The organism is Paenibacillus sp. MB22_1, from assembly GCF_047200555.1.
GTDB classification, from domain to species: Bacteria; Bacillota; Bacilli; order Paenibacillales; family Paenibacillaceae; genus Fontibacillus; species Fontibacillus phoenicis.
Map to the genome: position 1 here is coordinate 2,055,677 of NZ_JBLADV010000001.1, position 11,973 is coordinate 2,067,649.

General features: G+C 42.9%; 11 protein-coding genes and 1 pseudogene. 5 read left to right on the forward strand and 7 right to left on the reverse strand.

Features of this window, described 5'->3' with window-relative positions; all coding sequences use genetic code 11:
* Positions 1–5 precede the first annotated feature (5 nt).
* Together ACL02P_RS09665 and ACL02P_RS09670 are read left to right on the forward strand one after the other, a co-directional pair.
* Positions 6–1,070 (forward strand): flavin-containing monooxygenase, encoded by a 1,065-nt coding sequence (locus ACL02P_RS09665; protein ID WP_412837183.1) that lies wholly within the window; start codon positions 6–8, stop codon positions 1,068–1,070.
* 224 nt (positions 1,071–1,294) lie between these two features.
* Positions 1,295–2,089, forward strand: coding sequence for an arsenite methyltransferase (locus ACL02P_RS09670; protein WP_026326927.1), 795 nt, complete (start codon positions 1,295–1,297; stop codon positions 2,087–2,089).
* 133 nt (positions 2,090–2,222) lie between these two features.
* On the opposite strand, the gene ACL02P_RS09675 is transcribed toward ACL02P_RS09670, so the two are convergent.
* The 3 genes and pseudogenes from ACL02P_RS09675 to ACL02P_RS09685 form a co-directional block, all read right to left on the reverse strand.
* The gene (locus ACL02P_RS09675) at positions 2,223–2,423 is read right to left on the reverse strand and encodes a hypothetical protein (protein WP_412837184.1); all 201 of its coding nucleotides are present in this window, start codon (positions 2,421–2,423) and stop codon (positions 2,223–2,225) included.
* A gap of 5 nt (positions 2,424–2,428) precedes the next feature.
* A complete protein-coding gene (locus ACL02P_RS09680) occupies positions 2,429–2,818 on the reverse strand; it encodes a hypothetical protein (protein ID WP_213529273.1) in 390 nt (129 codons plus the stop codon).
* An 81-nt stretch (positions 2,819–2,899) separates the two neighbouring features.
* Positions 2,900–3,158, reverse strand: a pseudogene (locus ACL02P_RS09685) (transposase); the annotation flags it as partial.
* 297 nt (positions 3,159–3,455) lie between these two features.
* Between ACL02P_RS09685 and ACL02P_RS09690 the strand changes: the two are divergent.
* The gene (locus ACL02P_RS09690) at positions 3,456–3,725 is read left to right on the forward strand and encodes a hypothetical protein (protein WP_412837185.1); all 270 of its coding nucleotides are present in this window, start codon (positions 3,456–3,458) and stop codon (positions 3,723–3,725) included.
* Positions 3,726–4,441: 716 nt separating this feature from the next.
* On the opposite strand, the gene ACL02P_RS09695 is transcribed toward ACL02P_RS09690, so the two are convergent.
* Entirely contained in the window at positions 4,442–4,672 is a 231-nt protein-coding gene (locus ACL02P_RS09695) for a DUF4158 domain-containing protein (RefSeq protein ID WP_412837186.1), read from the reverse strand.
* 240 nt (positions 4,673–4,912) lie between these two features.
* On the opposite strand from ACL02P_RS09695, the gene ACL02P_RS09700 reads away from it, so the two are divergent.
* Both ACL02P_RS09700 and ACL02P_RS09705 read left to right on the forward strand, forming a co-directional pair.
* The gene (locus ACL02P_RS09700) at positions 4,913–5,194 is read left to right on the forward strand and encodes a metal-sensing transcriptional repressor (protein ID WP_412837187.1); all 282 of its coding nucleotides are present in this window, start codon (positions 4,913–4,915) and stop codon (positions 5,192–5,194) included.
* Positions 5,195–5,208: 14 nt separating this feature from the next.
* Positions 5,209–6,588, forward strand: a complete 1,380-nt coding sequence (locus tag ACL02P_RS09705) for an MATE family efflux transporter (protein WP_412837188.1) — start codon at positions 5,209–5,211, stop codon at positions 6,586–6,588.
* Between the two features lie 509 nt (positions 6,589–7,097).
* Here the strand turns inward: ACL02P_RS09705 and ACL02P_RS09710 are convergent.
* Genes ACL02P_RS09710 through ACL02P_RS09720 form a run of 3 tightly spaced genes read right to left on the reverse strand, consistent with a single transcriptional unit; the run spans position 7,098 to position 11,808 of the window.
* Complete coding sequence (locus ACL02P_RS09710) at positions 7,098–7,688, reverse strand: hypothetical protein (protein ID WP_197186635.1); 591 nt, start codon at positions 7,686–7,688, stop codon at positions 7,098–7,100.
* Positions 7,685–9,316 (reverse strand): integrase, encoded by a 1,632-nt coding sequence (locus ACL02P_RS09715; protein ID WP_197186634.1) that lies wholly within the window; start codon positions 9,314–9,316, stop codon positions 7,685–7,687. Before ACL02P_RS09715 ends, ACL02P_RS09710 begins: the two co-directional genes overlap by 4 nt.
* Positions 9,316–11,808, reverse strand: coding sequence for a helix-turn-helix domain-containing protein (locus ACL02P_RS09720; protein ID WP_197186633.1), 2,493 nt, complete (start codon positions 11,806–11,808; stop codon positions 9,316–9,318). The genes ACL02P_RS09715 and ACL02P_RS09720 overlap by 1 nt, the downstream gene beginning before the upstream one ends.
* Positions 11,809–11,973 lie beyond the last annotated feature (165 nt).

Sequence of the window (11,973 nt, forward strand, 5' to 3'; positions counted from 1 at the left end):
TTGGAATGTCAGCGATTTTCGATGCAATCGTTATCGGGGGTGGGCAAGCCGGTCTTGCTTCCGGATATTACTTGAAGAAGAACGAGCTGCAATTTTTGATCCTGGAAGCAAGCGAGCAGGCAACCGGTTCTTGGCCACATTATTACGATAGTCTGAAGCTGTTTTCGCCAGCTCGTTTATCATCATTGCCGGGCATGAAGATACCCGGAGTTGCAACCCACTACCCATTGCGAAACGAGGTGATCCAGTATCTAAAGGCGTATGCCCAGCATTTTGACTTGCCGATTCGCACCAACCAGAAGGTTATTGCCGTGGAGAAAAGCGATAACGGTTTTTCGATCCGAACGGCAGCTGGAGACGAATATCAGACGAGAACGATCATCAATGCGACAGGCTCCTTTCATAATCCCTATATGCCAGACATAAGCGGAAGGGAGGCCTTTCAAGGGGAAGTCCTCCACTCTTCATCGTATCGAAATCCGGATCGTTACCGGGGGCAACGAGTGGTGGTCGTCGGGCGCGGAAATTCTGCAGTTCAAATTGCGGTAGAGCTTGCCGACAGCAGCCATACATCGCTTGCCGTGCTTCGGCCTGTTCAGTTTACGAAAACAAAAGTACTCGGAATTGATCTGCATTTTTGGATCAGAGCCGTCGGCTTCGATACCTTTCCATTCTGGCGATTTGGCAAAAAGCCTCCAAGTTCGAGCTCTGTTGCGGATTTGAACGATTACCGAGCAAGATTAAAGGCTGGGAAGCCGGATCAACGGTCCATGTTTACCTCCTTTTACTCCGAGGGCGTCGTGTGGCCAGACGGAACGGAAGAACCGGTACAAACCGTCATCTTTGCGACCGGGTATCGTCCCAATCTGACATACCTTCAGCCCATCGGGGCGCTTGATGCCGAAGGGAAACCGTTGCAGACAGCAGGAATCAGCCTTTCCGTTCCGGGACTGTATTATGTCGGTTTGGAAGGACAGCGTTCCTTTGCTTCCGCCACATTAAGGGGGGTGGGGCCGGACGCGAAATATGTTGTTCGCAAGCTACTGCGTTACCTGAAAAATCACCTTTAGGGAGGCTAGTTCCCATGAACTGAATTGGTTCGCCGCGGAATACCTTATGAAACAGGAGCAGCGTGAAATAGAGCGCTCGGCACGGGAAGCTTGGAAATGGCAAAATCCCACGGAGTTATCGAGCCGCTTCCTTCGGAGACGGCAACTCACGATAGCAAACAAAGCAGCTTGTTGTACCCCTAGCTGCTGCTGATTTGATAAAAAAGTTGAAGGAGAGATGATCCATGAACCAAGTAAAGAATGATCAAATTCGTCAAAATGTACGCAGTCGTTATAAGGAAATCGCCTTGCAAGAAGTGGAGCCGGGTTCGTGTTGCTCGCCAGCTTCAAGCTGCTGCGGAACGGCCAATGACGTTTCTTCGCAGTTGGGCTATTCAACCGAAGAATTAACGGCTGTTCCGGACGGTGCAAACCTTGGTCTTGGTTGCGGTAATCCGCAAGCCATTGCGGAGCTTAAGCCGGGTGAAGTGGTATTGGACCTAGGCAGCGGCGGCGGTTTCGATTGTTTTCTGGCGGCTCGGCAAGTCGGGGAAACCGGCTATGTGATCGGGGTCGATATGACGCCGGAAATGGTGAGCCGCGCGCGCAACAACGCCGCGAAAGGCGGGTTCACGAACACGGATTTTAGGCTGGGAGAAATCGAGCATTTGCCGGTCCCGGATCAAACGGTGGATGTTATCATTTCCAACTGCGTCATCAATCTTTCGCCGGATAAACAGCAAGTGTTTGATGAAGCATTCCGCGTTCTGCGCTCCGGCGGGCGTTTGGCCATTTCCGATGTCGTAACGACGGCAGAGCTTCCTGCGGAAATCAAAAACGACTTGGATGTTTTATATTCTGGGTGTATATCCGGGGCCTCGTCCGTTGACGAGCTGAAAACGATGCTTACGCAAAGTGGATTTAAGGATGTAGTGGTCGAGCCGAAAGAGGAATCCAGGGCGTTTATCAAAGATTGGGTTCCTGGATCGAAGGTAGAGGACTATATTGCCTCTGCCGTAATCAAAGCAATCAAACCGTAATGAATGTATAAACGTTCCACCTTTGAATAATCAAAGTGAATCGGTCAAAGCAGCTCTAGCAAACATGTCCGGAGCTGCTTTGTTCGTGCTCCCTGCATGCCTGATCATTCTATTTAAGGAAACACATCTAGGATCAATCAATTTCAATATCGATATAATGGCCACCTTTTCGTACATGCTCATGCATTCTTATATATTTTAAGGCATGCTGAATACCCTTTATTTTCCCTTGAAGAAAGAGATCATCAGGATCACGCTGAAGTTCCAAACCTAGTTCCAACAAGTATGATTCTAAATATTCTATAAGGTGAAAAAATGATTGTTCTCCTTCCATATCTTTCAACCCCGATACTTATCTATTGCCCAACGTTCATTATATAGATTTTCAGCTTCTTCTATGGACATTTGATTCAGAAGCTGCTCAAACTCAAGAATGATCGCTGCTGCATCCATTGAATCAACATATCCAACTTTATCGAATGCAGCTATTAACGCACCTATCGCCAGTTTAATAGTAATCTGGTTGCTCAAAATATTAGTAAGAGCGTCTATAAACAATTCACTATTAGCAAACGCGGCTTTCTGGAGAAACGAATCATCATGCTTTAAAATGCCACATATGGATTCAAGATAATTTGTAAAGGTATCTCCACATGGGAGCTTTTGAATATGGCGATTTAAAATATCAGTTAAAAAAGCGACTTTCTCACCGTCATTTAATAATGACATGTTTATTCGCCCCCGTTACCTTAATATTTGGCAGTGTCCCGTCAAGTGGTGTAAAATGAATTTCTGCTGCATGACCCGGATTTACTTCTGCAAAAGCGTGGTGGATGTAAGAGGAAGTTGCTCCCATTTGACGATTTTCGCCATGGATTCGAGACTGAATAACGACGTGCGACGGTCCATTCATCTTGCTTCTCGATTAAGATGGCACCAATCAGTCGGATAACAGATTCCCTTTTGGAAAGATTCCTGCTTCGTCTGAACGTCGGCGGATTTCGCGATTTATACGCTCTAATGGGCTGGTAGAACGAATTTGCAGCTAATGCTCCCCAGGAAAAGCCATGTTCACTTCACTTTAGTAGAATTCATACCGTGGCTTCCCTTGTCAAGAAGCCCGGAGCATTTTACACCACTACTATGGACTATAACATTTCAGTTGCTCTAATACACGGCTTTTTTTCCATCCGTATTGGAATACAATAGGTGTATTTTCTAAAAAGACATGCTATAATATGGATGTTTCGAGTGAAACAAGCGAACCTTACCAATAGAGCGATCCTCGAGAGGGTGTCAACCTTATTCGATAGATCGCTCTATTTGGTTATAATTGGGTTAAGTGGCGGAGAAGGGAGGATGGGGGATGACGAGCCGTCGCGAGATGAATAGACATTATGCTCAAGCGGTGATTTGTGAGCTTCAGCGATTAGGTTATTCAGGTGAACAGGCGACGGACGTTTTTTTTCGTCATTACCGTGATATGAAGCGTACCTTTGGGCTTGAACCGAATGTACATGATTTTGCAATGTTAATCGATGAGTTTGAACGTGCAATGAATCGCAAGTATAATCCGAACGATCCAAATTCAATTTATGTCGGACATTTACGTGATCGATTGAAAAGGAAAAAATGATGGAATCAAGACGATGTGACTGAATGAAATGACTGAACATAACGAGTGTGTCGAGTTTAGAACTAAGTAAGTAACGAACGGCTATTACGAAGATTGATAAGGTTTGATACCCCGAGCACTCGAGTCGGCAAATATCATTCTAAATTTTGGAGAACTTATAAAATGTCCTCAGATGAAAAAATAAAGTTGTTTGTAAAGAACGCTGGGATACAGGTAATACATATCGGGGTTGAAAGGACATTATATTGGTGATGGCAAAACATGAATGCAGAAAAAGAAAACTATTCAATACATAATTGAGTACCTTGAAAATACAACAAGCCGACGGGACAAGTGTTGCTGGCACTGCTGCAGTCTGTGAAAGTGATACTGTTGCAATATTCGGGTCGGACAGAACGTGTGGTGGAGATGGCGGGATATGACATGACGATCTATACGGCGAACTATGTCGAAGCAGTAATCCGCTGAACAAAATCGGGAAGGTTAGTTACGAATCTGTCGAATGCGGTCATGACCGTCGATTCTTCCCGATTGCCGGAGTGGGTGTTATGCTAGCAGAGTGAAATTGAATCACAACACAGAAATATTGTGAATCTGACCACCGAACGAGCGTAATATGGGCATAAGCTTTTTCGTGTTTGAACAACCTTATTTGTTTGTGAGCTATTCAGCCGCTCATCTTACCTGTTATCCGCCGGGTCTCCCCTGAAATCCAATTATTGTGCGTACAGCTCCGCCGGTGTTTCGATCTGCTTCGCTATGTATTGAATAACCGCTTTGGGCGCTTCGAATTTATGTGAGGGGAATCGCGCTTCGTATTGGAAAAACTTAAACAGAACGGCAAACCCCAACCGAGTTTCCCCCGACTTGTTTCCGACTTGCTGCATTTCGTTAGGAAGAAACGTAAAATGCTCAATTAACTCGTCCAGTTCCCAATTTCGCTTCACATGATCCCCTCCAAGAAAAGTTCCTAAAATGGTTAGAATCGGAACATACTCCTTTCTTTCAGTATAGTTTATAGGCCAAAATCACACCAGTGAATAATAGAATGATGCGAAGTGCCATTTCCATAATTAAATTCGGAACTTTTTACTTGATGATTCCCAAACGCGGGTAATTTGAATGAATTCAAAACTTCATCTTTACATATCCCCCCCAGGGGGATATTATTCTTTTGAGGTGATATTATGAGTGAGCATCATCATGTGCATAAACAACGCAAGCAAGTTGTGAACCGGCTGGCTCGAATCGAGGGCCACGTGCGCTCCATTAAAGAAATGGCCAATGAAGAACGTGATTGTTCCGAAATTCTTTTACAAATCGCTGCTGTCAGAAAAGCATTAGACAGTACGGCCAAAGTTTTACTCAAAGATCATTTGGAAAGTTGCGTAGTCGATGCAGTGCACCACGGAAATCAAGATAAGGTACTGGAGGATTTAAACAAAGCATTGGAAAACTATATTCGATAAGGGAAGTGGCTGCCATGCCGGGGGTAATTCCTGTTGGAGAAACGACTCAAACACAAAGAATAAAGGTGATTCTGGCTTTGGGAGTACCTGCAATGATCGAAAACTTATTGCAGACCATCGTGGGGTTTGTAGATACCCTGTTCGTGGCCAAGCTTGGCTTGGCTGAAGTAGCCGCGGTTGGTGTAACAAATGCGATCCTGGCTGTTTATTTGGCTGTGTTTATGGCTATGGGCGTTGGCACATCATCCCTGATTGCGAAAAGTGTAGGGGCAGGTGATATGGAAAGGGCTAAAGTGATTGCCAAGCAATCTACTTGGCTCTCTGCTGTATTAGGTATCGTTTTCGGCATCATTACGCTTCTTTTTGCCGAACCGTTATTACGTATCATGGGGGCGGAACCTGACGTATTGGCGGATGGGATTGTTTATTTCCGGATCGTCGCCATTCCTTCGATCTTTATCTCCCTGATGACCGTATTCGGAAGCGTATTGCGGGCTGCAGGCGATACTAAAACACCTATGAAAGTAGGCATTTGGATCAATCTGATTCATGTTGTGCTGGACTACATTCTCATCTTCGGACTATTCGGAATGGGAGGATGGGGGATTGCTGGAGCCGCCTGGGCAACCGTGATTGCAAGGGCAATCGGGACCGTGTTATTGTTTTTGTTTATTAGAAAATCGAAACTTTCGTTTTCATTACGGACAGCAACCTTGAGCGAAAGGTTTACTTTGCCCCTTCTGAAGCTCTCCACACCAGCGGCGGCAGAAAGGTTGATCATGCGATTTGGGCAAGTGCTTTACTTTGGATTGATCGTCCGAATCGGAACAGATGTGTATGCTGCACATATGATTGCGGGAAACATTGAGATCTTCTCGTATATGCCTGGATACGGATTAGCCGTGGCGGCAACCACATTAGTAGGTCAGAGCTTGGGAGCAAATCGTCGAGCAGATGCTTACCGGTATGGTTTGTTGACAACAGGTATCGCAGTTATCTTTATGTCCCTAATCGGTGTGCTGTTGTTTATATTTTCACCTTTAGCCGCCACTTGGTTCACTGGTCAAGTTGATGTCGTCGACATGGTAACGACTGCGCTTCGGATCGATGCCTTTGCGCAACCGTTTTTAGCCGTAGGCTTGGTTCTGGCAGGTGCTTTGCAAGGTGCCGGGGATACCAAAAGCCCGATGTACAGTACAGCCATTGGTATGTGGCTGATTCGTGTCGTAGGAGTTTATGTTTTATGTATATATTGGGGTATGGGTATTGCAGGAGTATGGCTCTCGATTGCTATTGATCTTCTGATACGCGCCGTTTATTTACTCTTTCGGTTTAAACGAATGTTCCGGGATGTAGGAAAAGACGCACCTGTTAGTAGCTCTCAACAATTTTAGATAACTAACAGATATTACATTCTACTTTGCGGGTGGTGTCAGCTTCGCTGGTACTACCCCTAATTGCCCGATGCAGGTATCTAATAAGGCATATTGCCGGGCTTTAATTTCCATTTATCATCAAATATCTTAGATATACAGTCTCTTATATTCTTCAACTCTTCCTCTGAGAAAAGAACATCTATAAGAAATTTTCGAAAATCATCATAATTCAGATTCATGAATCATGGAGTCTATACGCGCTGTGCTGCCTCAACTGGGTCAACTTTGGTCAACCATAAAAACCACGGTAGACCAGCAATATTTCGAGTAGACCGTTGTCTACAGTGAAGCGTATTGAATATCCCAAACAGCGCAATCCACCAATTATAACAAAACAAGCGATCCGTCGAGATAAAGGTTTGACCGCCGTCTCGAGGATCGCTTGTCCAGTGACCACGCTTAGTCACAATATCAATTATACCATAAGTTGTTGATTACCGCGGAGGGCAGAATATGCTGGCCTCACATCAATTATCAAATAACTCGGGATACATCTTTACAATATCAGCATTTAAGGCTCGATCCTCTGTTTTTTTATTTTTAGTGATGGATATGATTTTTTCAAGCCCTTCTTCGTCTTGGAAGGTCTTATATGTGCTTTTGACCGCTACTTCAAGATACTGTTTTTTTAGTAATTTAATCTCGTTCTTGAGCGTTTTAATCTGCTCTTCTTTTAATGACAATTTAGCAACTAAGTCTTGGTTTTCCTGAAGAATTGTGTCATATTTCTTAGCCTTTTGATGCAAGGCATTGAGCATCTCATTATAGTGAGCTAATGCGTTAATCAAACCCGCTTTATTGTTCCAGTATGTTTCAACAAGCTCAACAACATTTGGTAAGGGAAGTGCACCATCAGTTCCTGCAACCTCCTGCTGCACTGGCTCGTTGAGCTTCGCTATTTGCTCTGACATTCTTCGTGTCCAAATAAATCGATTTATCCCGGTCTCTCTTTCCAAGATGGAAGGATTAATCTTCTTCCCTGGATTCTTTGAGATATATTTTAATAGGATGTCTTTTAATTGCTTATCTGTATATTTTAGCGGTGCTCCCTTTTTCACAATTCATCCTCCAGAAGGTGAGAATCGACCATTGCTTTTTGATCCATCAATCTCCTCAGTTCATTGCAGGCTGAGGATAGCTTTTCTTGGCCCGTTTGCTGATAAGTCAACGTTGTACAATCGTAATTCATTGATTTTGTGACATATCGAATGAGCTCCAATTGTTCCTTAATTCTGGTTTCCAGCAAATTAGAACAATCTTTCAGCCATGCCAATCCCTTTTGTTCGTCATCTGGCGAGAAAAGATAATATTCGCAAAAGCGGCAATCCCCGACCTGACAACGCGATGGGTGATCCGTACAATAGCCGTTTTCCACTTTGTATGTCTCTTGAAAATCATCAAGTCGGTAGATTCTACTTTTAGCAATTATAGCTTGAGTGCCAACATCCCAATTTGACCGCATTAATTTCTTACGGTTCATTCGAAGCATCTGCGCCGCGTGATGGACGAAAGATGAAGCGAAGTGATCCAAATGTTTATGATAATGCAATTGGGTTTCCAGTTGGTTATGCCCGCCTATACGGGCAATAGTTAGCATATTAAACCCTTGCAACATCATGTTGCAAAAGGCAAAGTGCCTGGTATCGCCAGGCTTTATTCTTTCTAAATCACCGTACTTCGGAGTAACGATTTCATCGTAAAATCGATCAATGATATTGATAAATTGGAAAGCGCCCATCTTTTCTCGCGCTTTTTCCTTCGTTTTTATTTTTACGTATTTCCGATATGCCTTATACGAGATCAAATAGTAGGATTCAGAATCGTAAGCTGATGTAAGTTGTTTATAATCCTCAATAAATTCAAAGACTTCTTGATTTATCTGGACAGTATCCGTTATCTCGAGTTTTCCCGGAAGGGTAGATTTCTTCTTTTTTCTCGGCAAAACCATCCAATATCTATCCTCATTATCTTTGAACGTGCAATCCCGGCGTAATGAATAAAATTCGACGGGACGCATGGGAATGATACGGGTGATTCTCCACCATAACAAGAGTGGATAAAATTTCAATTTTTCTTCGTCAGTAGTACAGGTATTAAAATATTCATCTAAAGCATGATCGAAAAGCAGGATATCATGAAAATTGGGCAATTCGCGTACATTCGAGACTTTCGTATTAAAAATTGAACACAAATCGCTATACGCATCCGAATATGGGTGATTATAATAAGCGAGAAATTCCCTTATACTGGTGGCCATGGTAAACTGTTTATGCATCCCGAAACGGTTGAACGCATCTTCTAAATGTGATAAATAATCCGGTCGAAAACCCCGGGTAATTCGTATGGCTTCTTTTATTTTTGCTACATTTAGCCGAACGGTTTGTGCTTTAATGCCATTATATATTTTTTGTACTGTATAGCATTTTAAAGCCAAGTTGACCTCGCCATAGAGTTCGCAATCAAAGCGGAAAAGAATTTTGCTAGATTCACCTTGGGTGGACCATAAGTCGCCTTCAAAAGCTCCTGTAACAATAACTCCTTTCTGTTGCAATTCTCTAAACATTTCTTTGTATTCGTGAAGATCATTTCGACTAAAGGTGATCAGCTCAATACTTTCCAAGATAGTTCGATCACTTAGTTCCTCTATGGTTTTTCTTCTGTGTAATGCCGCGTGGAATTTAGCCATTAAACTTCCTCACTAAGTAAATTTTGAATAGCAATCATCTTTTCCTTTAGATTGTTAAGATCAATAAAAGTTTGAACATAGGATCTGCCAAATTGCTGCACTGCCTGACTTAACAGATCCAGAATTTGAAACAAAAACTTGCGGTCCCTGACACGTACAGCGGGATATTTGGTATTTTGAATCGATGAAATTAAACGCTCAAGTTCATGTTGGATCGAAATCAGGATATAAACTTTTGGTATCGCGTTTTCACAATGTAGGCAACTTATAGCAGTTGGGGAAGTGCAATTTGGGTATGTCAAGCATTGTACATGCTGCAACTTGGCGGGCATCTCACCCTTATAAATTTTAAATAACAATGTGTTCAAGTCTTTTTCCGTAAGATTGGATAGTCGCAAAGCCAAAGATTGTTTGCTTTGTTGCTGCCGGATTAGGAAATAGCTAAGTTGTTCCAGTTGGTAAGGACTAAAATCATTTCGAAATTGTTCGATCAACACGGTGCTTTGCTCTAACTCCAGCTGCGGCGTGTTTGGCATAGAGAGACGAATAAGAAGATGGTATAGCCATCCAAAATGCCCCCGGTTAAACAAATTCAGACTTACACGTTCTATAGAACCATCTTTGTTTACTGCTTGAATGTATGTTGCAGTCGAATTTTTATCGGTATGTCCTCTCATCCGTTGAGACAGTTCGTAAGCGATATCGGCATTCCCTTTTCCCTCTACGACACTGTAAAAGAAATAAGTTAAGAGAGTCCTATTCATTTTCCGACTTTGGAAATCAACAAGATCCGGACGCTTATCGAAAAATAACCGAAAATGGATTTCTTTTTCAAAATGGGTGAATCTTCTTCGGCCAAGTCTGACTAGTTGCTTATCATTTTCAATTCTACGATGAATTTCCGTGATCACAAGAACGGTAGCCGTGGGGACAATCATATCCTGATTGACGAGGAAATGCCCCAGAGCACCGGTCTTGCTAATATACATTCGTTCCACCCGTTTATACAGATGATTAATGACTGCTTGCGCTTGCTCTTGAGTGATTTTCGTTTTCCTGAGTTGGTCAAAAGTCTGCAAATTGCAGGCCTCCAGCGCAATATTCGGCATCTTAACAATGTCTGATGGTCTCCATGCATCAATGACATGCATTAAGACATATAGCCATGTTACAGCATAATCCCTACTTTGGATGGCCTGCTCAATGTGAATGTCGACATCCCGAACATAATTGTAATAAGCTAAAAATTGTTCCGGACTGTACATCTCCCTTTCTTCAACAGGAAGGGGAGTGACTGCATAACTTTTCGAGTATGAACATAATCCTTTGCCAGTGCAAAACTCCAAAAAGTAAATGAAAGTACGTTTATCCCGAATCCCCATTTCTGCACTTCGAAAGATAATTTCTAATTGTTCCGCATCCATTAAGAATACTTCAGTATTTAGCAAACGGAATAATCGCTTTAATGTGCTGATATACTCTAAGGCTTGATTGTGAATCGTATGGCTGTTGCCTTGGCTGCTATTGATTTTTAACGTTACAAATTCACGGTAGAGCGCAACTGTTTTTTGTAAAGTATCCGGTACATCCAGTTCAGCCAACCGAAATTCAAATAACTCAAGCGGTGTCGATTGTTGTCTTTTTCGTTCTCTTTCAATAAACCTGTTCGCCTCATCGGTTGGAACAATCCACTCGTTGTTGTGTTTTATACCTTTAGGTATCACGCCTGTTCGGATTAATTTAGTAATCCAGGCTTTGCTAACCTCTAACTGCGCAGCAATATCTGTTCCAGAAATATAATTGCTCGGAAAGGAACGAGACTCCTTATATTCCCTTAAGGACTCAACTGGAATAACCCATCCTGCGTGATGATACGGTATTTTTTGTTTTTTTGCACCGGGAAATGCTCCTTCTTTTGCCAAGGAGTTAACGGCTGTTTTGCTAAGGGATAGTTCTTGTGCAGCTTGAGCAGCGGAGACGTATCCTTCTGGCGGCGATATCGATTTTAAATATTCGTCGATGCACTCTTTTCGGATGTAACGGACGCCATTGATGACTTCCACGCCCGATAAAATTTTTCTTAACACTAATTTTCTGATCCATGACTCACCTACGGATAAATATTCAGCGGCTTCCCGGAAGGAAAGAAACCCATCAGGGGAGGAGGACGACTGAATATACTCCTCTACAGAGGTGGAAGGCACTATCCAAGAACCTCTATGTTTCTTTGCTCCAGCAAATGTCCCTCTCTTAATTAGTCTGCCAACCCAGAGTTCGGTAAGATTAAGTTGTTCGGCTATTTCGGCAATAGTTAGATATCCCTCAGGAATGTTTAACGATGCCTTGTATTCCTCTATGGCTTTGAGAGGGATTTTCCACGAACGATGTACTTTTATTGCCCCGGTAAGCACCCCCCTTTTCAACAAGCGTAGTAAGCTTTTATAGCCTATTTCTAATTTTTCTGCAGCTTCGGCTGGATTCAAATACGACATGTTTCTTATTCTCCAAAAATTTATTTTTTAACTCAACTTTCGCACCTTGAAAATTAGTGTTAAGCCTTGATATGACTAGGATTTCTTATTGAAAAATCTCGTTCTTGACAGAAAAACACCTTTCCGTTTGGTAAAATGGAAGTGGATAGTCTTCCCATCCCAAAC

Excerpts from the sequence above, each read along its gene's own strand:
- ACL02P_RS09670 (WP_026326927.1), top strand. The coding sequence starts at position 1,295 with ATGAACCAAGTAAAGAATGATCAAATTCGTCAAAATGTACGCAGTCGT.
- ACL02P_RS09720 (WP_197186633.1), bottom strand. The coding sequence starts at position 11,808 with ATGTCGTATTTGAATCCAGCCGAAGCTGCAGAAAAATTAGAAATAGGC.
- ACL02P_RS09675 (WP_412837184.1), bottom strand. The coding sequence starts at position 2,423 with ATGGAAGGAGAACAATCATTTTTTCACCTTATAGAATATTTAGAATCA.
- ACL02P_RS09705 (WP_412837188.1), top strand. The coding sequence starts at position 5,209 with ATGCCGGGGGTAATTCCTGTTGGAGAAACGACTCAAACACAAAGAATA.
- ACL02P_RS09715 (WP_197186634.1), bottom strand. The coding sequence starts at position 9,316 with ATGGCTAAATTCCACGCGGCATTACACAGAAGAAAAACCATAGAGGAA.
- ACL02P_RS09665 (WP_412837183.1), top strand. The coding sequence starts at position 6 with ATGTCAGCGATTTTCGATGCAATCGTTATCGGGGGTGGGCAAGCCGGT.
- ACL02P_RS09680 (WP_213529273.1), bottom strand. The coding sequence starts at position 2,818 with ATGTCATTATTAAATGACGGTGAGAAAGTCGCTTTTTTAACTGATATT.
- ACL02P_RS09700 (WP_412837187.1), top strand. The coding sequence starts at position 4,913 with ATGAGTGAGCATCATCATGTGCATAAACAACGCAAGCAAGTTGTGAAC.
- ACL02P_RS09690 (WP_412837185.1), top strand. The coding sequence starts at position 3,456 with ATGACGAGCCGTCGCGAGATGAATAGACATTATGCTCAAGCGGTGATT.